The following is a 24,121-nucleotide window of genomic DNA, read 5'->3' as shown; positions in this document are numbered from 1 at the left end:
ACGACACCCCCGCACGGAAGGGGCGACCCATGGCCGACTCCCTCGAAATCGAAGCGCTGTGGGAGGACTTCCACCGCGTGGTGAACATGACCTCGGCGGAGCTCGCGGCCTGGCTGCGGGTCCGGGACGCCGACGAGGAGACCGAGCCGCTGCCCGAGCAGGCGGGCACGGAGACCGGGCAGCATGTCCTCGCCATCCTCCAGAAGCGCCGTACGGATCTCACCGACGACGACGTCCGCGTGATGCACCAGGTCGTCGACACGGTCGGAGACCTGGTGGACATGGAGGACGAGCCGGAGCCGGAGACGGCGCCGGAGGACACCCGCCGCCGGCACCGGCTGATGACACTGGGCCACGACCCGCTCAAGCCGTAGCCATGAACCGCGACGAACGAGTCCTGCGCGAGCTGCTGTCGGAGTACGGGCAGACCTACGCCGAGGAGGCCGGCATCAGGCTGACGAACACCCCGCAGCCGCTGTACCGGCTGCTCGTGCTGTCCCTGCTGCTCAGCGCCCGGATCCGCGCCTCGGTCGCGGTGGCCGCCGCGCAGGCCCTGCACGAGGACCACCTCGACAGCCCGCGCCGCATGGCCGACGCGGACTGGCAGCAGCGGGTGGACGCGCTCGGCCGCGGCGGCTACCGGCGCTACGACGAGCGCACCGCCACCCAACTCGGCGACGGTGCCGAGCTGTTGCTGGACCGCTGGTCAGGCGACCTGCGCCGGCTGCACGAGGAGGCGCACGGCGACACCGGCGAGCTCAGGCAACTGCTCCAGGAGGAGCCGGGGATCGGCCCGGCCGGCGCCGACATCTTCCTGCGCGAGGCCCAGCGCGTCTGGCACGAGATCGCGCCCTACCTGGACGACAAGGCGCTCTCCGGGGCCCAGCGGCTCGGCCTGCCGAAGGACGCGGGCAAGCTGACCGAGCTCGCCGGGGACACCGAACCGGCCGTGCTGGCCGCCGCGTTGGTGCGGGCCGCACTCGACAAGGAGGTGGCCCAAGACTGTCTGCGCCGCGCCGGATGATCGTGTCAGACTGCTGCTCGCATCCCGGCGGGAGTGAAGGAGCAGCACGTGACGGGGACCGAGCCGGCCGCGCAGGAGATCGACACCACACGGCCCCATCCGGCCAGGGTGTACGACTGGTTCCTCGGCGGCAAGGACAACTACCCCGTCGACGAGCGGCTCGGCCGGCAGATCGCGGCCGTGGACGGAGGCGGCGCGCCGCGGGCCGCCCGCGCCAACCGGGCGTTCATGCACCGGGCCACGCGCGCGCTCGCCGAGGCCGGCATCCGCCAGTTCCTGGACATCGGCACCGGCATACCGACCGAGCCGAACCTGCACCAGATCGCGCAGTCGGTGGCGCCCGACGCGCGGGTGGTCTACGTCGACAACGACCCGATCGTGCTGGCCCACGCGGGCGCGCTGCTGCGCGGCACCCCCGAGGGCGTGACGGAGTATGTGCAGGCCGACGCCCGCGATCCGCACGCCATTCTCGAACAGGCCGCCCACGTCCTGGACTTCGGCCGTCCAGTGGCCCTGTCCCTGATCGCGCTGCTGCACTTCGTCGCCGACGAGGACGGCGCCCACGAGGTCGTGTCGACCCTGGTCGAGGCGCTGGCGCCGGGCAGTTGCCTGGTGCTGTCGATGATGACGGCCGACTTCGAGCCGGAGAACGTCCGGAAGGGCATCGCCGCGTACGCGGCGGGCGGAGTGACCCTGGTCGCCCGCTCCCGGCACGAGGTGGCCGCGTTCTTCGAGGGACTCGACCTGCTGGAGCCGGGCGTCGTACCGGTCGACGCCTGGCGCGGCGAGCGAGCCGCGGACGGCGCGGGGCCGGTCTCGCTGTACGGCGGAGTCGGCGTCCTTCGCCGGCCGGCACCGGCCGGGGTCGCGCACACCGCTACACGCTGATCCCGAGCACGTGGGCGATGGTGCGCAGCACGCCGTTGTCGTTGTTGGACGGGGCGAGGTGGCGGGCCCTGCGGACGACCTCCGGGTGGGCGCCCGCCATCGCGAAGGACCACTCGGCGGCGTCGAGCATCTCCAGGTCGTTGAAGTAGTCGCCGAAGACCATGGTCTGCGCCGGCGTGATGCCGAGCGCCCGCTGCAGACCGCGCAGCGCGGTGCCCTTGTTCGCGGTGTGGTTCATCACGTCCACCCAGTGCTCGCCGGAGACGACGACCTGGTGGGTGGCGGTGAACTCCGCGAGGGCCGGGGCGGTGGAGTTCTCGGCGGACCCGAAGTCGAACAGGGCGACCTTGATCACGTCGTCCTCGACGGCGGTGACGTCCTCGACGATCCGGTGCACGGCGTAGTACTTGCGCACCTCCGCCAGGAACGCCTCGTCGGTCCGCTCGACGTAGGCCGCCCGCTTGCCGCAGACCACGGCGCCGGCGTCCACGCCGCCCGCGACCAGCCGCCGTACCGTACGGGCCACCCCGGCGGCGACGGCCCTGTCCATCGTGTCGGAGCTCAGCTCCACGCCGTCGCGGACCACGTAGGTGCCGTTCTCCGCGATGAACACCATGCCCTCGGCGACCTCGGCGAACTGCTCGGCCAGCGTGGCGTACTGACGGCCGCTCGCCGGGCTGAACAGCACGCCCCGCCTGCGCAGTTCGGCGAGCATCGGCCACAGCCCGTCGGGGATCCGCTTGTCGTCGTCCAGCAGCGTGCCGTCCATGTCGGTGACGATCAGCCGGATGTCGGCGGGGCCCGCGGGCAGGCCGGGGGTGTCGAGGAGGGGCGTGGGCGTGGCGGGCATGTCCTGCTTCCGGTCGGGGACGGCGTACCGGTCCAGTGTTCCTCATGGGCCGCGACGTCCCGGAACCGGTTCCTTGTGCGCCGAAACGTCCCGGAACCGGTTGTTCATGGACCGAAACGTCCCGGAGCGGGCCCGAACCGCCCACGGTGCGCGTTTCCCGGGACAGCGCGATCACCGGGCGGCACAATGACGACGGAGAACCGAGAACCGGAGAAGGGCGGCGACGTGACCGAGGGCCACTCCCCGACAGCCGGACCGGAGAAACTGGACACCTCCGTGGCGCACAACGCCCGGGTGTGGAACTACTGGATCGGCGGCAAGGACAACTACGAGGTCGACCAGCGGGTCGGTGATCGCGTCGCCGGGATGTTCCCGGTGATCCGGGCGGTGGCCCGCGCGGACCGGGAGTTCCTGGCCCGGGCGGTGCGGTTCCTGGCCGCCGAGCGCGGGACGCGGCAGTTCCTGGACGTGGGCACCGGCCTGCCGACGGTCGACAACACCCACGAGATCGCGCAGCGGATCGCCCCGGAGTCACGGGTCGTGTACGTCGACAACGACCCGATCGTGCTCGTGCACGCCCGCTCGCTGCTCACCAGCTCACCCGAGGGCGTCACCGACTACGTCGACGCCGATGTCCGCGACCCGGACGGCATCCTGCTGCGCGCCGCCGAGACCCTGGACCTGACCAGGCCGGTCGCGCTGATGATGCTGGGCATCCTGAACTTCGTCCTGGACACCGGCGAGGCCCGGGACATCGTGCGGCGGCTCATGGCCGCGCTGCCCTCGGGCAGCCACCTGGTCCTCACCCACCCGACCTACGACAGTGACGTGGGCGGCGAGGGCAACCGGGCCGCGATGGAGTTCTGGAACGCCAACGCCACCCCGCCGATCACCGCCCGCAGCCGCGCGGAGATCGCCGGCTTCCTCGAGGGCCTGGAGCTGCTCGAGCCGGGTCTGGTGCCCTGCTCGCAGTGGCGCGCCGGGGCGGAATCCGCCGCCGCTGTGCCGCAGTTCGGTGCCGTGGCCGTGAAACCCTGACGCCGGCACGGACGGACCGACGCCGAGCAGGACGCAGGCGGGACCGACACCGAGGAGGACGTATGGCCGAGGAGGACGTATGACCACCCTTGCCGACCCCGTGCCCGGTGGGCGCCCGGAGGATCTGCGCCGGGTCGCGGGACTCACCGCCGACCTCGCCGCGCGGGGCGTGCGCGGGATCGTGCTGGCCTATGTGGACACCGCGGGTGTCTGCCGGGTGAAGACGGTTCCGACTGCGCGGCTGGAGGCGGCCGTGTCCTGGGGTGTCGGCATGTCCCCGGTGTTCGACACCTTCCTCGCGGGCGACTCGATCGTCACCACCGACGTCCTCGGCTCCCCGGACGGTGACCTCAGGCTCTACCCGGACCTGGACCGGCTGGTGGAGCTGGCCGGGCAGCCCGGCTGGGCGTGGGCGCCGGTGGACCGGATCACCCAGGAGGGAGAGCGCCACCCCGGCTGCGCCCGAACCTTTCTGCGCCGGATCGTCGCCGACGCCGCCGACCGGCACGGCCTCGCCTTCAAGGCGGCGATCGAGGTCGAGTGGGCGGTCGGGCTCGGCTCGGCACCCCCCGGGGAGTTCGTGCCGGCGGTGTCGGGACCGGCGTACGGGGCGATCCGGCAGGTCGAGCTGAGCGACTACACCGCCGATCTGCTGGCCGCGTTCGACGCCCAGGGCGTGCCCGTCGACCAGCTGCATCCCGAGTACGCGGCCGGGCAGTTCGAGGTCTCGGCGGGCGCCCTGGACCCGGTGGCGGCGGCCGACCGCAGTGTGCTGGTCCGGCAGACCATCCGGGCGGTCGCGCAGCGGCACGGCCTCAGGGTGTCGTTCTCGCCCGCGGTGTCCGCCGAAGGGGTCGGCAACGGCGGCCATGTCCACGTCTCCTGCTGGCGCCAGGACGTGAACCTGCACGCGGGCGGGGAGCGCCGCTACGGCATGACGCCCGAGGCGGAGTCCTTCGCGGCCGGGATCCTGGCCCGCCTGCCCGCGCTGACGGCGGTCACCGCGCCGAGTCCCGCCAGCTATCTGCGGCTCAAACCGTCCCAGTGGGCCGGAGTGTTCACCGCCTGGGGCCGGGAGACCCGCGAGACGGCGCTGCGCGTGATCACCGGCTCGGCGGGCCGCCGCGAGCAGGAGGCCAACCTGGAGGTGAAGCCGGTCGACCTGGCCGCCAACCCCTATCTCGCCCTCGGCTGCGTCATCGCCGCCGGTCTGGACGGGATCGGGTCCTCCCTCGCCCTCCCGGAGGAGATCACCGGCGACCCGGCCCGGTACGGCCCGGACGAGGCGGCGGCTCTCGGCGTACGGCGACTGCCCGAGTCGCTGTCCCAGGCCGCCCGGGAGTTCCGGGCGGACGAGGTGCTGCGGGCGGCGCTGGGCCCGGTGCTCGCGGACGCGGTGACCGCCGTACGGCTCGGCGAGGCGGCGGCCGTCGACGGCTTGGACGACGCGCGGGTGGCGGCGGCCTACCGCTGGGTGTACTGACCATGGCGACGCCGGGACCCGTCCACGAGGCCCTCGCCGAGCTGGAGCTGGTGGACCACCACTGCCACGGCGCCGTGACGGCCGGCCTCGCGCCCGCGGAGTTCGCCTCGCTGCTGACCGAGGGCGAGGCCTGGCCCGGCGTCTCGCCCTTCGACACCCCGGCCGGTCTGGCCGTACGCCGCCACTGCGCGCCCCTGCTGGACCTGCCCCGGCACGCGCCGCCGGCCGACTATGTGGCCCGCCGCACGGAACTGGGCCCGCAGGAGGTCAACCGTCGCTTCCTGCGGGCCGCGGCAGCACGGGCGTTCCTCGTGGACACCGGCTACGCCCCGCATCCGCTCACCTCCCCGGCCGAGCTGGCGGAGGCCTCCGGTGCCGCCGCGTTCGAGGTCGTACGCCTGGAGCAGGTGGCGGAGGCGGTGGCCGCGCGGGGCGTCGAGCCGGGTGAGTACGCGGTCCGTTTCCGTGCCGCCGCCGAGGACGCCGTACGCCGGCCGGGCGTGGTGGCGGTGAAGTCGGTGGCCGCCTACCGCACCGGCTTCGCCCTGGACCCGGCGCGCCCGGCGGACGCCGAGGTGACCGGGGCCGCCCGGGGCTGGCTCGCGGACGGCGGCCGGCTCACCGATCCGGTCCTGGTACGGCACCTGCTGTGGACCGCCGTGGACCTCGGTCTGCCGCTGCAGCTGCACACCGGTTTCGGCGACGCCGACCTGCGGCTGCACCACGCCGACCCGGCCCTGCTGACCGACTGGCTGCGGCTGACGTCCGGCACGGTCCCGGTGCTGCTGCTGCACTGCTGGCCGTACCACCGCCAGGCCGCCTACCTCGCCGCGGTGTTCGAGCAGGTGTACCTGGACGTGGGTCTCGCCCTGCACCACACGGGCCCGGCCCGCTGCCGGGCGGTGCTGGAGGAGGCGCTGGAGATCACCCCGTTCCGGAAGATGCTCTACAGCTCCGACGCCTACGGGGTGGCCGAATTCCACCACCTCGGCGCCCTGTGCTTCCGGCAGGGGCTCGCCGGTCTGCTCCAAACGCGCGTCGACGCCGACGAGTTGAGCCTGTCCGACGCCCTGCGGATCGCGGCTTGGACCGGCCGTGACAACGCGCTGCGCCTCTACGGACCGCCCGTATCCGACCCGGCCCGCGATCCCAGCGGACTCCCCACCCGGAAAGTATGATCAAGCAATGTCTGACATCACCGAGACGACGCCCGGCTGGCTGAGCAGTGACGAGCTGGAAATGGCCAGGGCCCGGATGCCGATCCTGTACGTCGAGGCCGTGCCCGTGCGCGTGGACGACAGCGGCGAAGTCACCAGCATCGGTGTGCTGCTGCGGATCGGCCCGGACGGGACGGTCAGCCGGACCCTGGTGTCCGGCCGCGTCCTGCACCACGAGCGGGTCCGCGACGCCCTGCTGCGCCACCTGGAGAAGGACCTCGGCCCGGTGGCGCTGCCCCGGGTCCCGCCGTCCCTGCAGCCGTTCACGGTGGCGGAGTACTTCCCCACGGCGGGCATCACGCCGTACCACGACCCGCGCCAGCACGCGGTGTCCCTCGCCTACATCGTCCCGGTCAGCGGCGACTGCCGCCCCCGGCAGGACGCGCTGGACCTCGTCTGGTTCAGCCCGCAGGAGGCCGCCTCCCCGGCGGTGCAGAGCGAGATGCCGGGCGGGCACGGGGTGCTGCTGAAGCAGGCGCTCGCGCACATGGGCCTGAGCTTCTGACGTCGGCGGCCGTCTGACCCGCCTGTCTATCAGGCCGGTCAGGCCGTCGGCCAGGGCTTTCCCCGACGCGTTCAGGTTGCGGTCAGGCCCACGGCGGCCTGTGACAACATCTGCACCAGAAGCCCCAAAACAATGGCAAAGGCATCTGGGGCAAGGTCAGTTGGGCGTGCGAAAGTGCAGGCCATGAGCACAGAGCAGGTCCTGGACGACCGCCCCCGCGGGCACGCACGCGCGCGCATACGTGAGAGCGCGAACAAGGTGCCGGAGGTCACCGTCTACTTCTGGATCATCAAGGTCCTCACCACCGGCATGGGCGAGACCGCCTTCGACTTCCTGGCCCGCACGCTGGGCAACATCCCCGCGGTCGGCCTCGGCGGCCTTGCGTTCCTCGCCTCGCTCGTGCTCCAGTTCGCCGTCCGCCGGTACATTGCCTGGATCTACTGGACGGCGATCGTCATGGTCAGCGTGTTCGGCACGATGGCCGCGGATGCGTTCCACGTCGTCCTCGGCGTCCCGTACACCCTGTCCACCCCGCTGTTCATGATCGCCCTGGCCGCCGTCTTCGTCTTCTGGTACAAGTCCGAGCGCACCCTGTCCATCCACTCCATCCGCACCCGGCGCCGCGAGCTCTTCTACTGGGCGGCCGTCCTCGCCACCTTCGCGCTGGGCACCGCCGCGGGCGACCTCACCGCGACGATCGGCCTCGGCTACCTGGGCTCGGCCGTCCTGTTCGCCGTGGCGATCTGCGTCCCGGCCGTCGCCCACCGCGCCGGCCTGCTGGGCGCGGTCACCGCGTTCTGGACCGCGTACGTCATCACCCGCCCGCTGGGCGCCTCCCTCGCCGACTGGATCGCGCTGCCCGGCAGGCGCGGCGGCCTGGACTTCGGCCTGGGCCCGGTGACGCTGGCCTGGACGGTGGCCATTCTCGCGCTGGTCGGCTACCTCGCCGTGTCACGCCAGGACGTCCAAACCGCCTGAAACCGCCCGCATCATCGCAGAGGGCCTCGCCGGCAGCGCCGGCGAGGCCCTCTCTCCTGTCGTGCCGGCCGCCGTCATACCGCCCGTCCAGGGCACCGATGCCACAATCGAAGTGACGCTGCCGTCCCGCATGGACCGGGGTCGTGTCAGGAGGCCGGAATGGCGGGAGACAAGGCGGGGAGACAGCCGAGCCGGCCGTACCTCCCCGACCTGCACATACGTCTTCGCTCCGAGCTGGGCCGGATCGACGAGCAGCTGCGTGCCCTGCTGTCCTCCATGGACCGGCTGCAGGGCCTGCTGGACGCGGTGGTGGCCATCAGCCGTGAGGTGGAACTGCCCGCGGTGCTGCACCGTATCGTGACGACCGCCATGAACCTGGTGGGCGCCCGCTACGGGGCCCTGGGCGTGCTCGACGAGTCCGGGGAACGACTGGGGCAGTTCATCACGGCCGGTCTGTCCGAGCAGGAACGCAAGGCTCTTGCCACGGCCGGACTGCCTCGTGGTCTGGGCGTCCTCGGCCACCTGATCCGCTACCCCGACCCCCTGCGGATCGACGACATCCCCGGCCATCCCTCCTCCACCGGATTCCCGGCCGGCCACCCGCGCCTGCGCACCCTGCTCGGCGTCGCCATCAGCGTGCGCGGCGAGATCTACGGCGACCTCTACCTCTCCGAGCGGTACGACGGACAGCCCTTCGACGAGCACGACGAGAACGTCGTCGTCGCCCTGGCCGGCGCCGCCGGCATCGCGATCGAGAACGTCCGCCTTTTCGAACGGATTCGCCTCGGAGCCGAGCAGTTCCAGCGGCTCCTGCTGCCCACTCTGCCCGATCTGCGGCCGTTCACCGCCGCCGCCATCTACCGGCCCGCCGCCGAGCCGAGTCAGCTCGGCGGGGACTGGTACGACGCCATCCCCCTGCCCGACGACGTCGTGGCGGTCGTCATCGGCGACGTGGTCGGCCATGATCTGCAGGCCGCGGCCGCCATGGCCGCCACGCGCAACATGCTGCGCGCTCTCGTGTTCGACCAGAACAGTCCGCCCGGCGCGGTCCTCGCCCAGCTCGACCGGACACTGGAGATGATCACGAACAATCGCGTCACGACCACCACCCTGGCCCGCATCGAACCGGAGGGACCGGGCTGGCGACTGCGCTGGAGCACCGCGGGCCACGTTCCGCCGCTGCTGATCACCCGTGAGCACCACGTCAGCTATCTGCTCGCCGAGCCCGGTCTGCCGCTCGGTGTCGACACCGAGCAGCCGCGCCCGGACCACTCCCGCCTCCTGCCCCCGGAGGCGACCGTCGTCTTCTACACCGACGGGCTGATCGAGCACCCCGGCCACCCCATCGACGAGAGCCTGAGCGAACTCGCCGGTCTCGCCGAGGCCCATGCCGCCCTTCCCCTGCCGGAGTTCGTCCAGGCACTGGCCGACCGCCACCCCAGTGACGGCCACGACGACATGGCCATCCTCGCCCTGCGCACCCCGCCCGCCTGACCCCCTGGGGAACCCGCTCGGTGCCGCTCCCGGGCCGGTCGGCCTGCCGTGGAGGATCCGGGGGATCCGGCGGATGATGGGTTTCAGAGCGATGTCAAATCGGAGGTCGCCCGATGTCTGTCGCGCGGCATCAATGGCTCCGGCGCGGTGGTCCGGCGGCCTTCCTGGAGATCTGTGTCATCGCCGCGCTGTACTACGGCTCGGCCAGGCTTGGGCTGCTCCAGCAACTGGTGCGCGGCCAGGTCACCCCCCTGTGGCCGCCGAGCGGTATCGCGGTGGCGAGCCTGCTCCTGCGCGGCCCGCGGGTCTGGCCGGGTATCGCACTCGGCGCGTTCCTGGTCAACATCTCACTGGGACCGTCGCTCCCGGCCGTCCTCGCCATCGCGGCGGGGAACACCCTCGCGCCCGTCTGCTCCTACCTGCTGCTCCGCCGTACGGGGTTCCGGGAAGACCTGGACCGTCTGCGGGACGCGCTCGCGCTGATCTTCCTCGGCGCGTTCACCGGGATGCTGGTCAGCGCGACGACGGGCAGCGGGACCCTGGTCCTCGCCGGGGTGCTGAGCCGCGGCGACTTCTGGCCGACGTGGTCGGTCTGGTGGACCGGCGACGCGATGGGCGTCCTGGTGGTCACGCCGGTCCTGCTGGTCCTCCGCTCGGTACACCGGCCGAAGGGCGTGCGGCCGTACCGGTGGGCGGAGGGGCTGCTGCTCGTGGCGGCCACGGCCTGCGTCGGATTCCTCGTGACCGGTCACACGCCCCTGCTGTTCCTCGGGTTCCCGCTGCTGATCTGGGCGGCCTTCCGCTTCCAGCTGGCCGGGGCCGCGCTCTGCGCGCTGGCCGTGTCGACCTTCGCGATCATCGCCGGTACCGAGAGATCGGGTCCGTTCGCCGGTCAGGACCTGCTCACCAGGATGATCACCTTGCAGGCCTTCAACGGTTCTGCCGCGCTGACCGCGCTCCTCCTCGCGGCGGTCATCAGCGAGCGGACCCAGGCCCAGCAGGAGATCGCGCGGGCCTGCGCGCAGCTCGCCGCGATGGCCGCCAGGATCGCCACCGGCAACCATCACCCGATGGTCCCCGACAGGGAGGGCGAGAAGGAGCCCGCAGACCCGCGGACACCACCAAGGCCGCCCCCCAACCCTGAGAAGGCGACTAGCCGACCGGTCTATTAATCATAGGCGATCGGTCGTATCCTCAGAGCCATGGGACGCACCAGTGATGCGAGGGAGAAGATCCTCACCGCCGCGCAGTCGCTCATCGAGCTGCGCGGCTACTCAGCGTTGGGCGTGGCTGAGATCTGCAAGGCCGCCGGCGTGCCCAAGGGCAGCTTCTACTACTTCTTCGAGTCCAAGGAGGCTCTCGCCCTGGCCGTGCTGGACGAGCACTGGGAAGCCCAGCGCGCTGACTGGGTGCGGGCCCTGCAAAGCGATGCGGAGCCGCTGCTGCGGCTGCGCCGGCTCTTCGAGGAGACCGAGGCCGACCTGCGCACAGGCCAGCAGACCTGCGGGACCGTCTCCGGCTGCATGTTCGGCAACCTCACCCTGGAGCTGAGCAACCAGACCGAGCCCATCCGCGAACGCCTGCAGCAGATCTTCGAGGCCCAGGTGGAGATGGTCGACAAGGTCATCGCCGAAGCTCGGCAGCGCGGTGACGTCACCGTCGGGGACACCCGGGAGGCCGCCCGGTCGGTGGTCGCCCAGCTCGAGGGCCAGGTGTTGTTCGCCAAGCTCTACAACAACACCCAGCACCTCGAAGCCCTGTGGGACAACTGCTTGTCGCTGCTCTCCGCACGCCGTCCGGACGAAGTGGCCGTCTGATTTTCGGCCGGTTTCATGCAGCGGCGCCCGCGTTCTCGAGGTGGACGACGGCGTCGACGATGCCGCTGATCCGGGCCGCCTATGGGATGGCCAGCGCCTTGTTGGCACTTGCGGCCGGGGCCGCTGCGGTCAGGGTGGGCACTGTCCTGCCGCGCGCCGACGAAGCCGGGACCCCGGTCCCGTACCGTGCCGCGCTGCTGACCCGGCACGCCGTCAGACCGTGATGACGCGGGCGTTCACCGGCCGCCCGGCGCGAGCGCTGCGCGACGACCTCACCGATCGGCACAGCGGCCCGGCCACGGACGGTCACCCCGCCCCGCCCCACCTGACGAGCCCTGGGCACGGCGCCGCAACAGCGGCGAACGATCCGGAGAGGATCAATCTGCGGGCAGGCACGGGCTACCGCCACGCGACGGCGCGCCCGCCGCGCAGATCCTCCGCCGGTTGGCCTCCCGGGTGCGAGGGAACCCGCCCTCCGCATGACCGAGGTGGGCCGGAGCGGAGGCTGCGCCACGTGCGCCGCCTCTGTGGGACTCACCCGCCGGCACCCCTCGGGGGAAGAGCGAAGATCCTTCCCGTACTGGGAGGTCAGGCCTCTCACCACGCGTAGCATGACCGGCGTGGAATTGCGTCAGGTGCGGTACTTCCTGGCGGTCGCCGAGGAGCTGAACTTCGGGCGGGCCGCGGGCCGCCTCCTGATCGCGGGTCCGTCCTTGTCCCAGCAGATCAAGGCGTTGGAACGCGACCTCGGTGTGCGCCTGTTCGACCGGGACCGCCGCTCGGTCAGCCTCACCCCGGCCGGAGCGGCGCTCCTGCCGTACGCCCGCGCCCTTCTGGACAGCGCCGACGACCTACGCCACCGCGCGGCGCGGATCGCCGGCTCGGAGCCGGTCCGGCTCGGTTACGTCAGCTGGCTGCCCGCGGACCTCGCCGCGCGGACCTCGGCCGTGGCTCGTGTGGACGTGGATCCCTGGGTCGCGCCCTCGCACACACAGGCCGCCCGGGTCGCGGAGGGCAGCCTCGACCTCGCGGTGTGCTGGGTCCGCCGGGAGGACCTGGACGCACGGGGTCTCAACTCCCGGCTCATCGGCGCCGACCGCCTGTACGCGGTCTCCGTCGGCCGTGACGCCGATGAGGTCCGCGCCCGGGACGTCGTCGTCCTTCTGGACGACGACGCGACTGCATGGCTCTCCTGGAACGCCTTCGCCGAGCAGCTCGCCCGCGACACCGGCGCCCGCGCGGCGCACATTTCCGACGGCGGCATCACAGGGCCGGCGTTCTTCGACCACGTGCGCCGATCGCGCCGACCGATCCTCAACTCTCCGAAGGCCCAGACCACTCCGCTCCCGCCCGAACTGGTCGCGCATCCCGTGGTCGAGCCGAAGGTCTACTGGACCTGGTCCCTGGTGTGGCGGCGCAGCGAGGTGCGCGCGGCCGTGCTGAACACCGTCGACGCCCTGACCGACGGGGTCGGCGACCTCGGCATCCACGCCCCTGACGCCTGGCTTCCCGACGAGGATCCGTACAAGCGGTAGCACTGTCCCCGGATGCCCCGGGCCGCGCCATGGGGCCCAGGGCATGACCTGGGCGGGCGTGCTCGGCAGAAACACGGCCCCTGGGAGGCTGAGGCTCCCAGCAGGGAGGAGGCTGGTCGTGGAGTCCGCCCAGGTGACGGGCGCAGTGTGAACCCATGGGAATCGGGCGGCACGTCATCTCAAGGGCTCCGGGCAGCAGCCCGCGGTCGGTCACCGTACGGCTGGTGGGCGGGCTGACGGCGCTGCTGGAGATCGACGGCCTGCGACTGCTGACCGACCCGACGTCCGACAGGGTCGGATCCGTCGTCGGCGCGGCCCAGCCCCCCGTGGGCTCCGCGTCCCGGCCGATGCACGGCGTGCTGCTCTCGCAGCACCGGCACGCTGATGGACTCGACGGCCCCGGACGTCTCCTCTTCCCGACTGTGCCGATGACGCTCACGACCGCGGCGGCCGCGGACCGCCTGGGGCGGAACGCCACCGCGCTGTCTGCCTGGTACCCCTCACACTGGACCGGCCTGACGGCGGCTCGGTCAAGGTCACCGGCGTGGCGGAGTGGTTCGCCCCGGTCGGTCTCGCCCTGGCTGCAGCCACGCGCTTCGATGCCCGCCCCCCGACGGGCCACGAGCGACCACCTGACCATCCTTCGAACCGGTGAGCACTGCGTCGTCCGAAGCACCGATTGGCCGCCGCAACCCGGCGAATCCGACCCGGCCGGCAGAGCCGCCCCCTGCCGTTCCAGCTGATCCGTCGAACACCCTCGAGGAACATCGCATGACCGCACCACCGTCGCGAGACCGGGCATCCGCCGCGAAAGGGGCGCTCCCCTCACCCTGGGTCCACGTCGCGCAGGCCGCTGCCGCGCTGGCGACCGGCATGGGTGTGGGCCGCTTCGTCTACACCCCGATCCTCCCACTGATGCACGCACAGGCCGGGTTGTCGGTCGGGGCAGGGGCGAACCTGGCCACCGCCAACTACGTGGGATACCTGGTCGGGGCTCTCGCCGGGACCTTCCAGCCGCGGCTGGTGCGTTCCGCGGCCGCGCTGCGCGGCAGCCTGCTGGCGCTGGTCGTCTCTCTGGCCGCGATGCCGCTGACCCACTCCGCCACCCTGTGGTTGCTGCTCAGGCTGGGCGCGGGAGTCTTCAGCGCGCTGATCTTCGTCATCGCCGTCAGTTCACTGCTCAGCCACCTGCGCGAGCACCCGGCGCACCTGCCCGGCTGGGCGTTCGGCGGAGTCGGCGCCGGCATCGCCCTGTCGGGCCTGCTCGTCCTGGTGCTGCGCACGGTCGGCACCTGGCAGGCCGCGTGGTGGGCTTCCGCAGCCCTGGCCGCGGCGCTCACCCTCGCCGCCTGGGGCCTGCGACCCGAGCCTGCCCCCGGGCCGGCCTCCACCGCCGCGGGAACCGACGTACGGACGTCCGGGCCGCGCACCCATCGCTGGTTCGGCGCCCTGTTCGCGTCCTACACCCTGGAGGGCATCGGCTACATCATCGCCGGTACGTTCCTGGTCGCGGCCATCGAGCAGACCTCGCCCGGTTGGATCGGCAGTGGCGCCTGGGTGCTGGTGGGGCTGGCGGCCGTCCCGTCCTCCGCACTGTGGGCCTGGCTGGGACGCCGGTGGTCCCGTCCCGACCTGCTGCTTGCCGCGCTCGGCGTGCAGGCCGTGGGCATCGCCCTGCCCGCGTTGGTCGGCGGGGTCGCGGCCGCGCTGATCTCCGCGGTGCTCTTCGGGGCGACCTTCATAGGCGTGAGCACGCTGGCCCTCGCGGCGGGCGCGCACCTGCGGTTCCCTCGCGCCGTGGCTCTGCTGACCGCCGGATACTCGGTCGGTCAGATCCTCGGCCCGCTGGTCGCCACCCCCCTGCTCCACCACGGCTACCACCAGGCCCTGATCCTGGCCTCCGTCGTCGTCCTGACCGCGGCGCTCGCCGCCCTGGTTCTCCGCATCGGATTCCCGCACCACGTGCCGACCCCGGGTCACCCCGTCCGGCGCTCCGAACCCGCCCCCGGCAGCCCACTCGCCCCTGTGGACACCGCCGAGAGCCCGGTGACCGAGTGAAGGTCTTTCGAAAACTAGCCGACCGGTCTACTATTAATCCCTGGTCGACTTCCTGACCGCCAAGTTCCCATGAAGTGGAGAGCCCCTGTGGCCACCCCCGTCAAGCTCGCCGTTGTCTACTACTCGTCCACCGGCACGATCGCCGAGATCGCCAAGGAGCTCCGTGACGCCGGCGTCAAGGCCGGTGCCGAGGTCCGCCTGCTCAAGGTCGCCGAGCTCGCTCCCCGGGCGGCGATCGACTCCAACCCCGCCTGGGCCGCCCACCACGCCGCCACCGCGGACATCCCCGAAGCCACGCCCGAGGACATCGAGTGGGCCGACGCCGTCCTCTTTGGCACCCCCACCCGCTTCGGCAACGTCTCCTCCCAGCTCAAGCAGTTCATCGACACCCTCGGCGGCCTCTGGGTCCAGGGCAAGCTCGCCGACAAGGTCTACAGCGGCTTCGTGTCCAGCGCCACAGCCCACGCGGGCCAGGAGTCCACGCTGCTCGCCCTCTACAACTCCGTCCACCACTTCGGCGGCATCACCGTCAGCCCCGGCTTCACCGATCCCGCGAAGTTCATCGACGGCAACCCGTACGGCACCTCTCACGTCGACGCCCAGGGGAACAACCCCGTCGACGACGCCACCCGCACCGCCGCCCGCATCCAGGCCGAGCGCGCTGTCAAGATCGCCGCAGGGCTCAAGTCCGCTGCCTGATCAGCCCGTTGACGCAAGGCCGGTCGGCGCCGCGCTCCCGCCGACGGCGTTGGCCCAGCGACCACCTCACCGGCCGGTCCTTGCCCCCGCCCGTCGGCGGCATCGGCCGCCACGGGGCCCCGTGCGCTCGCGCGCACCGCTCCCATCGGACGGCGCGGCCCTGCCCCGCCGTCCGATGGTCACCGACCGGCCAGATCCTCCACGGAAGAAGTGCAGGTATCCGGCTCCGTGGTCGCACGATCGCCCTCGCGGACGGTTCCGACCGCCCGAGGCCCTACAGAACCGAGAGGAAAGGACCATGAACGAGTTCCTGGTCGAGCTCACCACGACCGTGCCCGAGGGCACGGACACCACCGAGGTCAGCCGGCGCCGCGCCGACGAGGCCGTCCGGGCGAAGGAGCTCGCCGCCGCGGGACACCTGGTCCGGCTGTGGCGCCCGGTGGGCGAGCTCCGCAGCATAGGAGTGTGGCGCGCCGACGACGAGGCGGATCTGCGCGAGAAGGTCCTAGGCACCCTGCCCCTGTGGCCCTGGATGACCGCGGTGGTCACCGCCGTACAGCCGCACCCCAACGACCCGGGCGCAAACGGCTGGACCTCCTGATCCAGCTCGACCCGCCGCCCGCGCGATGCCGGTGGCCCGGGCGGTGGACATGTTCCACGAGCGAGGCAACGCTCACCATCGGGTGCCCCAGCGCGGCCCCTTCGCGAGACGAGAACCCTGATGAACAACACGGCAGCGCAGGAAGCGATCCTGTGTGGCGTCATGGACCGATGGAAGTCCGCGGTCGATGCACATGAACCGCGGCAGGTCGCCGCGTGTTTCACCGAGGACGCCATCTTCCAGGGACTCCATCCCTACACCGTCGGCCGCCCGGGAGTCGCCGAGTACTACGATTCCCAGCCTCTCGGCTTGGCGGCGGACTACCGGGTACTGGAAACACGGCAGTTGGCCGAGGACATCCTGCTCGGCTACCTGGGCGTCGACTTCTCCTTCACCGACCGGCCAACCCTCAAGGTCACCCTCAGCGTGGTCCTCAGGCGTGTCGCCGACCAGTGGCACATCGCTCACTACCAGGTGTCGAAACTGGATTGACGAGCCCTTAGGGAGCGGCAGTCCGGCCTTTGCCGGCGGACTCGGGCCCGCTCCCGCGCCCCGGAGCATGGCGCCGGCCGAGAACTTCACAGGCGCGACGCGCCTGGCGACCCTCACCGTGCGCCGGAACGGCGCACTCGCCCGGGTGACAGCGGCGTGCACCCGGACCCGTTTCCTTCCACCTGGTAGGCGAGAGCTCCCACCGCAGGTGGCAGGCATGCGGCGCCACGACCGGGCAAGTGCCGCCATGGAACATTGTCGACCGGTCGACTAGTTTCACCGAAGCAGGCCTCGAGAAACCGGCCCCCACCCTCACTGGAGAGAACCACCATGAACACTCCTGACCAGAAGGTCGCCGTCATCACCGGCGCGTCGCAGGGCATCGGCGCCGGTCTGGTGGACGCCTACCGCAAGCTCGGCTACGCCGTCGTCGCCACCTCCCGCGGCATCGCCGCCTCGCAGGATCCGAACGTCCTCACCGTTCAGGGCGACATCGCCGACCCTGCCACCGCCGAACGCGTCATCGCCGCCGGGCTCGACCGCTTCGGCCGTATGGACACCCTGGTCAATAACGCGGGCGTCTTCGTCGCCAAGCCGTTCACCGAGTACACGCAGCAGGACTACGACGCGGTCACCGGTGTCAACCTGACCGGGTTCTTCCGCATCACCCAGCTCGCCGTCGAGCAGATGGTCCGCCAGGGAGGCGGGCACGTCGTCCAGATCACCACCAGCCTGGTCGACCACGCCAATTCCGCGGTCCCCTCGGTGCTGGCCTCCCTGACCAAGGGCGGCCTGCAGTCCGCCACCAAGGCGCTGGCCATCGAATACGCCACCCGGGGCGTCCGCAGCAACGCCGTCGCACTCGGCGTCATCAAGACGCCCATGCACTCCGAGGACGACCACGGTGCGCTCGCCGCACTGCATCCGGTCGGCCGGATGGGCGAGATCAGCGACATCGTCGACGCGGTCGTCTACCTCGAGAACGCCCCCTTCGCCACCGGAGAGATCCTCCATGTCGACGGCGGCCAGAGCGCCGGCCACTGACGGCGGACGCCTGCCCCAAGGGGCCTGCCCGGGCGCCGCGCCTGGCACCCGGGGCGCCCGCGTCATCACACAGGAGTTCTCATGAGCAAAACCTTCCTCATCACAGGCGTCAGCACGGGCCTGGGGCGCGCCTTCGCCCGCGAGGCGCTGGCGGCAGGTCACCAGGTCGTCGGCACGGTCCGCATGCCGGACCGGATTCCCGAGTTCGAGGCCCTGGCTCCGGGCCACGCCACGGGGATGCTGCTGGACGTCACGGACGAGCACGCGGTGACCGCCGTGGTCGACCGGATCGAACGAGAGGTTGATCCGATCGATGTGCTGATCAGCAATGCCGGCTACGGAGTCGAAGGGACCGTTGAGGAATCCTCGATGGACGACCTGCGCCGTCAGTTCGACGTCAATGTCCACGGGACGGTGGCGGTCATCAAGGCCGTCCTTCCCTTCATGCGGCGCCGCCGCCGCGGACACATCGTCACCCTGTCGTCCATGGCGGGCCTCACCGCGCTGCCCGGAGTCGCCTTCTACGGCGCCAGCAAGTTCGCCGTCGAGGGCATTTCCGCCTCCCTGGCCCAAGAAGTGGCCCCGTTCGGTATCCACGTCACCTCTCTCGCTCTCGGCTCGTTCCGCACGGACTGGGCAGGACGCTCCATGATCCGCGTCCCGCGGACCATCCCCGACTACGACACCGTCTTCGACCCCATCCGCGCCGCCCGCAAGGCCAAGGACGGCAACCAGGCCGGTGACCCCGCCCGCGCCGCCAAGGCCCTCATGACAGTGCTGGACGCCGAGGATCCTCCCGTGCACCTGGTGCTCGGCAGCGACGCGCTGCGCCTGATCCAGCAAGGTCGGCAACAGCTCCAGAACGACGTCGATGTCTGGGCGCCTCTGTCGGCCTCCACCGACTACCGGGCCGACGACACCATCACAGGACCCCGAACATGACCAACGCCCCCGCGCCCCTGCCCGTCGACTTCTGGTTCGATCCCGTCTGCCCGTGGACCTGGCTGACCTCCCGCTGGATGCTGGACGTCCGCGCGAGCCGGCCGATCGGCATCACATGGCACGTCATGAGCCTGGCCGTCCTCAACGAGGCCCGCCTCGACCAACTGCCGGAGCACATCCGAGAACTCATGGACCGGGCCTGGGCGCCTGTCCGCGTTCTGACAGCCGCGCAGACGGCCTTCGGCTCCGAGGCACTGGAGCCCCTTTACACCGCGCTCGGTACGCGCTACCACCTCGAGCAGCAACCGAAAACCCGCGCCACCATCGAGGCCGCCCTCCGCGAGGTCGGGCTGCCCGTCCGCCTCGCCGACGCCGGTGACTCCCCCGCCCACGACGAGGCGCTGCGCCAGTCGCACGGCGCGGGCATCGCCCTCGTGGGTTCCGAGGTCGGCAGTCCCGTCGTCGCCGTACCGGGCCCGCACGCTCCGTCGGGCAAGGTGGCCTTCTTCGGCCCCGTCGTCACACCGGCGCCCAAGGGTGAGGAGGCGGCACGCCTGTGGGACGGCATCCTCGCTGTCGCCGCCACGCCCGGCTTCTACGAGATCAAGCGCGGTCGCACCGTCGGCCCGCTCTTCGACTGAGAAGCCAATCCACTCAGCGGTCAACGGACTTGTTCTCCCGCCGACCCCCGAGAATGATCAGAGGGCCGTTTCGAGTCTCCTCTGAAACGGCCCTCTGACCTGCGACTACGAAGCTGTCTTCGAGTCGGGACGACAGGATTTGAACCTGCGACCCCTTGACCCCCAGTCAAGTGCGCTACCAAGCTGCGCCACGTCCCGTTGCCGTTTGACCTGGGGTTTCCCCGGTCGAAACGCGCAGGGAAACAATACCGCACTCCGCTCGGTGGTCGCGCACCGATTTCCCGGTTGACCTCAAGCTTGCTTGAGGTTGCACGATCGTCGACATGACGATCACAGCGGACGAGAACCGCAGGTACGGCTACGACGACCTGCCCGGCCTGATGAGTCTGATGACCGGCGACGAGAAGCACGGCCCGGCGGCCACTTCCACGCTCGACGTGCTGTGGGTGCTCTACGACCGGGTGCTCCGGGTGACGCCGGAGCGTCGGGACGATGCGCTCCGGGACCGGTTCCTGCTGAGCAAGGGGCACGGGCCCATGGCGTACTACGCCGTGCTGGCCGCGAAGGGGTTCGTGCCCGTGGACTGGCTGCCCGGGTTCGGGTCGTACGACTCCCCGCTCGGGCATCACCCGGACCGGGTGCTGGTGCCGGGCGCCGAGATCGGCAGCGGCTCACTCGGGCACGGGCTGCCGATCGCGGTGGGCAGCGCGCTGGGCCTGCGGGCACAGGCGCTGCACGATCCGGCGGTCTGGGTGCTGATCGGGGACGCCGAGCTGGACGAGGGCAGCAACCACGAGGCGATCGCCTTCGCCGGGCCCGCCGGACTGGAGCGGCTGCACACGATCGTGGTCGACAACTCCTCCGCCAGCCATGCCCTGCCCGGCGGGATCGCCGCCCGGTTCGAGGCGGCGGGCTGGTCGGCGGTGACCGTCGACGGACGCGATCACGAGGCGCTGTACGCCGCGTTCACCGCGCCGCACCCCGGGCGGCCGCACGTGGTCGTGGCCCGCGTCGAGCCGAAGAACGCCTGACCTTCACCGCTCCTTGGAAAGGGCTCAGCTTCATGGACACCATGCGTGACCGTTTCGCCCCCGTCGTCTCCCGGCTGCTGGACGAGGACCCGCGCGTCGCGGTGGTCCTCGCCGAGATCGGCAAGGACGGCTTCCGCGAGGTCATGGCCCGGCATCCCGACCGGGTCATCAACGTCGGCATCCGCGAGCAGCTGCTGGTCGGAACGGCGGCGGGGCTGGCGCTGACCGGACTGCGCCCCGTGGTGCACACCTTCGCCAGCTTCCTCGTGGAGCGGCCGTTCGAGCAGGTCAAGCTGGATCTCGGGCACCAGAACACCGGGGCGGTGCTGGTGAGCGCGGCCGCCTCCTTCGACTGGCCGGCCGGCGGCTACACGCACATGGCACCCGGCGACGTGGCGCTCCTCGACACGCTGGACGGCTGGACCGTGCACGTGCCCGGACACCCGGACGAGGCCGAGACACTGCTGCAGCACGCGGTCGCCGCGGGCGACGACAAGGTGTACGTACGGCTGTCCGTGCAGGCCAACCGGCAGGGACGGCCGATCGACGGCAAGCACGTCGTCACCGTCCGCGAGGGCCGCCGGGGCGTGGTCCTCGCCGTGGGACCGGTGCTGGACTCGGTCCTCGCCGCCACGGAGGGCCTGGATGTGACCGTCCTGTACGCGACGACCGTACGGCCCTTCGACGCGGCCGGTCTGCGCCGGGCCACGGAGGCGGCGGGCACCGACGTCGTCCTGGTCGAGCCGTATCTCGCCGGCACCTCGACGACCGCGGTGAGCGAGGCCCTCGCCGACGTGCCGCACCGGGTCCTGGGCCTCGGCGTCGGCCGCCGCGAGCTGCGCCGCTACGGGACGATCGAGGAGCACACCGCCGCGCACGGGCTGGACCCGGCGAGCCTGCGGGAGCGGATCTGGCGGTTCGTGGCGCCCGCCCGCCGGGCCGGTTGAGCGCCGTGCTCGGCTGCGGGGATGCGTGGGGGCTGATCGCGCCCACGCGGCGGAGGCGCACATTGGTACAGCCCCGCGCCCCTGGCGCCGGCAAGCGACCCCACCCCCGGCCGGCAGCAGCACAGGGCACACCTGCGCACGCCTGTGGTCAGTGCGCGGGCGTGCTGGTGTCGGCGCGGGCCAGATTCCGTATCGCGGGAACCGCGAGCAGGGCCATGGCCACCGCCAGGCCGGCCCCGGCGGAGACCAGCAGGACATGCCCGGCGCCGAGCGCACCGGCCGCCGGGCCCGCCAGCGCCTGGCCGACCGGCATCATGGCGAGCGAGCCGGCGACGTCGTAGGCGTGGACGCGGTTGAGGACGTCCGGCGGGACCTGGGTCTGCACGCTGGTCGCCCACATCACGCCCCAGAACGACATCCCGGCGCCCGCCACGGCCGCTCCCGTCGCCATCGCCGGCACGCCGAGGCCCGCGCCGACGGCCGCGGGGAAGCCGAAGAAGGCGAACAGGGAGAGCGCGCCCGCGCGGAGCATACGGCGGGGCCGCAGCCGGAGGGCGAGCAGCCCGCCGACGACCGTGCCTGCGCCGAGGGCGGAGTTGACCAGGCCGTAGGCGCGCGGGCCGTGCCGCTGGACGACCTCCGTGGCGACGAGGGGGACGGTCGGGCCCCAGACGGCGATCATGTACAGGCACCAGATGGCGATCACGCCCCACAGCCAGGTCCGGGATCTGAACTCCCGCCAGCCCTGGACCAGATCGGCCCGGAAGGCACGCATCCCGCGGCCGGTGGCGGCACGGGCGCCCTCGGGGAGCGGGGGCAGCCGGAGCAGCAGCAGGCACAGGGCGCTCATGGCGTAGGTGGCGGCGTGCGCGGCGAACACCGCGCCGGGCGAGGCGAAGCCGACCAGGAGACCGGCGACGGCCGGGCCGGCGAGCTGGGCGGCGGACTCGGCGACACGGACCGCGCCGTTGGCGCCCTGGATGTCGGCGGCCAGCCGGGGCACCGTACTGGCCACGCCCGGCTGGAACACCGCTCCCGCCACGCCGTTGACGAAACCGATCGCACAGATCTGCCACAGCACGACATGCCCGGCGAAGAACAGGCCCGCGGCGAGGGACTGGGTGACGAGCCGGACGAGGTCGGCGCCGATCATCAGCCTGCGGGTGCTGAACCGGTCGGCGATGACCCCGCCGAAGACGACGAGCCCGGCGAACGCCGCCGCCGTCGAGGCCATGGCGAGGCCGACCGCGCCCGCGCCGTACCCGTGTTCCAGCAGGCCGGCGGCGAGGGCCACGGGCAGCATGGTGTCGCCGAGGCGGGCGACGGCCCGGGCCACGAAGAACAGCGCGAAGTCCCGGGACCAGACGGGCCGCCGGCCGGCCCGGGCTCGCTGTGCCCCCCGCGTGGTCGTGTCGTGCCGTGAGTCCGTTCCCGTCATCGCGGATGCTCCCTCCCCGCCGCCCCCGCGGTACCGTGCCCCGTCCGCACCGCGCGGGATCATGCCACGCCGGGCCGGTCCGCACGGGTGTTTTCACTCCCCGGACGGCAGCCCCAACTCGGGGTGGGCGTCGAGGAGTCGGGGCGGTGCGGCCTGCCGCCAGGAGTCGGCGAGGATGTCGCGCAGCTCCTCCTCGTCCTCCAGCGCGGCGAGTCTCGCTCTGACCCAGGCGAACTGCGCCTCGTGGTCGGCGATCCAGAACTTCTCCGGCTCGGCCAGCACCAGTTCGTCGCGCTCCTCCTTGGGGCAGCGCACGGCGATGGACGTCTCGTCCTCGGGCAGGGTCGCGAACATCTTCCCGGCCACCCGGAACGTGGGCATGCTCCAGGCGACCTTCTCCGTGGTGTCCGGCAGGGACAGGGCGATACGGCGTACGTCTTCGGCATCCGGCATGCAACGCACCGTAGCGCCTGCCACTGACAGTCACCCGGTCGGCGGCTCCAGCCGCTTGTAGTACAAGGTCGTCGGGCGCAGCTCGCCGCCGGGACTCTCCGCGTAGTCGGGGATGACACCGGTCCGGGTCCAGCCGGCCGAGCGGTAGAGGTGCTCGGCGGGGCTGCCGGTCTCGGTGTCGAGACGGAGCAGGGTGACGCCGGCGTTTCACCAGTTCCGCTCGGTGGCGGCTGTTCGGCTTGTCGGGGTGGACCAGGTTCACGGTGCCCGTCGGCCGGCCGGTGCCGTCGAGTGCCGCCCAGACGGCGAGCCGGCCCGCCGCCGTCGCCTCGGCCCGCTCCCGCCACCAGGTGGTGGCCTCCTCATGCGTGAGCCCCGCAAGGAAGCCGACCGAGGCGCCACCGGCCACGGTGTCGGTCAGCAGTGCCGCCAACTCCCCGGAATGCTGCCGTACGTGCGCGGCGCTCCAGCGCTCCACCCTCACGGCCGCACCACCGCCGGCACATACCGTGCCTGGACGGGGCCGGCGCACCGGAACCGGGTGGGGCCGAAGACGCGCATCCGCACGCAGTCTCCGGGGTCCAGGTGGTGGACCTGCTCCCCGTCGGTCACCTCCACGGTGCCGTCGAGCACCCACAGGTGCTGTTCCAGGCCGGTCACGGGCGGGCGGTCGCAGGCGATGTCGGCACCGGTACGAGCCGGCCCTCGACCAGTTCGCCGCGGAGACCGGCGTGCGGCGGAGACACGGACCACCGGACGAATCCGGAGCCGCGGTTCTCCCAGACCTGCTGGTCGGCGGCTCGGACCAGCGGCCCGGGTGCCGCCTCGGACTCGCTGAGCAGCTGGGACATGGTGCGACCGTGGACATGGCAGAGCCGGTTCAGCGGGGCGGGTGGTCGAGCCCGCCGCGCGCATGACCTCCCGGACCGCGTCGGGCCGATGGCCG

24 protein-coding genes, 1 tRNA gene and 2 pseudogenes are annotated in these 24,121 nt (G+C 71.9%); 21 read left to right on the top strand and 6 right to left on the bottom strand.

All coding sequences use genetic code 11. The annotated features are described in order from the left end of the window. The first annotated feature begins 29 nt into the window (after nucleotides 1–29). Genes ACWDEN_RS14810 through ACWDEN_RS14800 form a run of 3 tightly spaced genes read left to right on the top strand, consistent with a single transcriptional unit; the run spans nucleotide 30 to nucleotide 1,912 of the window. Complete coding sequence (locus tag ACWDEN_RS14810) at nucleotides 30–374, top strand: DUF3140 domain-containing protein (protein WP_351608640.1); 345 nt, start codon at nucleotides 30–32, stop codon at nucleotides 372–374. Between the two features lie 2 nt (nucleotides 375–376). Next, on the top strand, nucleotides 377–1,024 hold the full coding sequence (locus ACWDEN_RS14805) for an endonuclease (RefSeq protein WP_351608638.1): 648 nt from the start codon (nucleotides 377–379) through the stop codon (nucleotides 1,022–1,024). Between the two features lie 48 nt (nucleotides 1,025–1,072). Beyond that, entirely contained in the window at nucleotides 1,073–1,912 is an 840-nt protein-coding gene (locus ACWDEN_RS14800) for an SAM-dependent methyltransferase (RefSeq protein WP_351608635.1), read from the top strand. Here the strand turns inward: ACWDEN_RS14800 and ACWDEN_RS14795 are convergent. After that, nucleotides 1,902–2,762 carry a Cof-type HAD-IIB family hydrolase gene (locus ACWDEN_RS14795; protein ID WP_450859205.1) on the bottom strand — a complete coding sequence of 287 codons (861 nt, stop codon included), beginning with the start codon at nucleotides 2,760–2,762 and terminating at the stop codon, nucleotides 1,902–1,904. The genes ACWDEN_RS14800 and ACWDEN_RS14795 overlap by 11 nt on opposite strands. Nucleotides 2,763–2,987: 225 nt before the next feature. Here ACWDEN_RS14795 and ACWDEN_RS14790 point away from each other — a divergent pair, with 225 nt between their 5' ends. The 16 genes from ACWDEN_RS14790 (at nucleotide 2,988) to ACWDEN_RS14715 (ending at nucleotide 19,306) form a co-directional block, all read left to right on the top strand. Next, on the top strand, nucleotides 2,988–3,800 hold the full coding sequence (locus ACWDEN_RS14790; protein ID WP_351608783.1) for an SAM-dependent methyltransferase: 813 nt from the start codon (nucleotides 2,988–2,990) through the stop codon (nucleotides 3,798–3,800). Between the two features lie 79 nt (nucleotides 3,801–3,879). Beyond that, nucleotides 3,880–5,283: a glutamine synthetase gene (locus ACWDEN_RS14785; protein WP_450859203.1), complete on the top strand. Its 1,404-nt coding sequence runs from the start codon at nucleotides 3,880–3,882 to the stop codon at nucleotides 5,281–5,283. A 2-nt stretch (nucleotides 5,284–5,285) separates the two neighbouring features. Continuing rightward, nucleotides 5,286–6,461 carry an amidohydrolase family protein gene (locus tag ACWDEN_RS14780; protein ID WP_351608629.1) on the top strand — a complete coding sequence of 392 codons (1,176 nt, stop codon included), beginning with the start codon at nucleotides 5,286–5,288 and terminating at the stop codon, nucleotides 6,459–6,461. 7 nt (nucleotides 6,462–6,468) lie between these two features. Further along, a complete protein-coding gene (locus ACWDEN_RS14775; RefSeq protein WP_351608627.1) occupies nucleotides 6,469–7,005 on the top strand; it encodes an NUDIX hydrolase family protein in 537 nt (178 codons plus the stop codon). Nucleotides 7,006–7,188: 183 nt separating this feature from the next. Continuing rightward, the gene (locus ACWDEN_RS14770; RefSeq protein WP_351608624.1) at nucleotides 7,189–7,983 is read left to right on the top strand and encodes a COG4705 family protein; all 795 of its coding nucleotides are present in this window, start codon (nucleotides 7,189–7,191) and stop codon (nucleotides 7,981–7,983) included. Between the two features lie 159 nt (nucleotides 7,984–8,142). Continuing rightward, nucleotides 8,143–9,477 carry a PP2C family protein-serine/threonine phosphatase gene (locus ACWDEN_RS14765; protein WP_450859200.1) on the top strand — a complete coding sequence of 445 codons (1,335 nt, stop codon included), beginning with the start codon at nucleotides 8,143–8,145 and terminating at the stop codon, nucleotides 9,475–9,477. Between the two features lie 113 nt (nucleotides 9,478–9,590). Beyond that, a complete protein-coding gene (locus ACWDEN_RS14760) occupies nucleotides 9,591–10,649 on the top strand; it encodes an MASE1 domain-containing protein (RefSeq protein ID WP_450859198.1) in 1,059 nt (352 codons plus the stop codon). 30 nt (nucleotides 10,650–10,679) lie between these two features. Then, complete coding sequence (locus ACWDEN_RS14755) at nucleotides 10,680–11,294, top strand: TetR/AcrR family transcriptional regulator (RefSeq protein ID WP_351608615.1); 615 nt, start codon at nucleotides 10,680–10,682, stop codon at nucleotides 11,292–11,294. Nucleotides 11,295–11,905: 611 nt separating this feature from the next. Continuing rightward, nucleotides 11,906–12,829 carry a LysR family transcriptional regulator gene (locus tag ACWDEN_RS14750; protein ID WP_450859196.1) on the top strand — a complete coding sequence of 308 codons (924 nt, stop codon included), beginning with the start codon at nucleotides 11,906–11,908 and terminating at the stop codon, nucleotides 12,827–12,829. 873 nt (nucleotides 12,830–13,702) lie between these two features. Next, a complete protein-coding gene (locus tag ACWDEN_RS14745) occupies nucleotides 13,703–14,887 on the top strand; it encodes a YbfB/YjiJ family MFS transporter (protein WP_450859367.1) in 1,185 nt (394 codons plus the stop codon). A gap of 87 nt (nucleotides 14,888–14,974) precedes the next feature. After that, nucleotides 14,975–15,586, top strand: a complete 612-nt coding sequence (gene wrbA, locus ACWDEN_RS14740) for an NAD(P)H:quinone oxidoreductase type IV (protein ID WP_351611603.1) — start codon at nucleotides 14,975–14,977, stop codon at nucleotides 15,584–15,586. Between the two features lie 298 nt (nucleotides 15,587–15,884). Continuing rightward, complete coding sequence (locus tag ACWDEN_RS14735; RefSeq protein ID WP_351611606.1) at nucleotides 15,885–16,187, top strand: muconolactone Delta-isomerase family protein; 303 nt, start codon at nucleotides 15,885–15,887, stop codon at nucleotides 16,185–16,187. Between the two features lie 120 nt (nucleotides 16,188–16,307). Then, nucleotides 16,308–16,679 (top strand): YybH family protein, encoded by a 372-nt coding sequence (locus ACWDEN_RS14730; RefSeq protein ID WP_450859193.1) that lies wholly within the window; start codon nucleotides 16,308–16,310, stop codon nucleotides 16,677–16,679. 330 nt (nucleotides 16,680–17,009) lie between these two features. Next, nucleotides 17,010–17,723 carry an SDR family NAD(P)-dependent oxidoreductase gene (locus ACWDEN_RS14725; RefSeq protein WP_351611611.1) on the top strand — a complete coding sequence of 238 codons (714 nt, stop codon included), beginning with the start codon at nucleotides 17,010–17,012 and terminating at the stop codon, nucleotides 17,721–17,723. An 81-nt stretch (nucleotides 17,724–17,804) separates the two neighbouring features. Then, nucleotides 17,805–18,665 (top strand): oxidoreductase, encoded by an 861-nt coding sequence (locus tag ACWDEN_RS14720; protein WP_450859191.1) that lies wholly within the window; start codon nucleotides 17,805–17,807, stop codon nucleotides 18,663–18,665. After that, complete coding sequence (locus tag ACWDEN_RS14715) at nucleotides 18,662–19,306, top strand: mycothiol-dependent nitroreductase Rv2466c family protein (protein WP_351611616.1); 645 nt, start codon at nucleotides 18,662–18,664, stop codon at nucleotides 19,304–19,306. The genes ACWDEN_RS14720 and ACWDEN_RS14715 overlap by 4 nt, the downstream gene beginning before the upstream one ends. Nucleotides 19,307–19,430: 124 nt before the next feature. Here ACWDEN_RS14715 and ACWDEN_RS14710 read toward each other — a convergent pair. Beyond that, a tRNA-Pro gene (locus ACWDEN_RS14710) sits at nucleotides 19,431–19,504 on the bottom strand. 125 nt (nucleotides 19,505–19,629) lie between these two features. Between ACWDEN_RS14710 and ACWDEN_RS14705 the strand changes: the two genes are divergently transcribed. Both ACWDEN_RS14705 and ACWDEN_RS14700 read left to right on the top strand, forming a co-directional pair. Then, a complete protein-coding gene (locus ACWDEN_RS14705; protein WP_351611618.1) occupies nucleotides 19,630–20,337 on the top strand; it encodes a transketolase in 708 nt (235 codons plus the stop codon). A gap of 32 nt (nucleotides 20,338–20,369) precedes the next feature. Then, the gene (locus ACWDEN_RS14700; protein ID WP_351611619.1) at nucleotides 20,370–21,284 is read left to right on the top strand and encodes a transketolase family protein; all 915 of its coding nucleotides are present in this window, start codon (nucleotides 20,370–20,372) and stop codon (nucleotides 21,282–21,284) included. Between the two features lie 148 nt (nucleotides 21,285–21,432). On the opposite strand, the gene ACWDEN_RS14695 is transcribed toward ACWDEN_RS14700, so the two are convergent. The 4 genes and pseudogenes from ACWDEN_RS14695 to ACWDEN_RS14680 all read right to left on the bottom strand — a co-directional run. Next, nucleotides 21,433–22,722 carry an MFS transporter gene (locus ACWDEN_RS14695; RefSeq protein ID WP_450859188.1) on the bottom strand — a complete coding sequence of 430 codons (1,290 nt, stop codon included), beginning with the start codon at nucleotides 22,720–22,722 and terminating at the stop codon, nucleotides 21,433–21,435. A gap of 93 nt (nucleotides 22,723–22,815) precedes the next feature. After that, on the bottom strand, nucleotides 22,816–23,175 hold the full coding sequence (locus ACWDEN_RS14690) for an MmcQ/YjbR family DNA-binding protein (RefSeq protein ID WP_351611624.1): 360 nt from the start codon (nucleotides 23,173–23,175) through the stop codon (nucleotides 22,816–22,818). A 30-nt stretch (nucleotides 23,176–23,205) separates the two neighbouring features. Next, nucleotides 23,206–23,659, bottom strand: a pseudogene (locus ACWDEN_RS14685) (GNAT family N-acetyltransferase). Next, nucleotides 23,656–24,113: pseudogene (locus tag ACWDEN_RS14680) on the bottom strand (cupin domain-containing protein); the annotation flags it as partial. The pseudogenes ACWDEN_RS14685 and ACWDEN_RS14680, both read right to left, overlap by 4 nt. Nucleotides 24,114–24,121: the final 8 nt, after the last annotated feature.

It is taken from the genome of Streptomyces sp. NPDC001153, from assembly GCF_053598315.1.
Note: the sequence above shows the minus strand (reverse complement) of the source record. Positions and strands in the feature narration are given on the sequence as shown.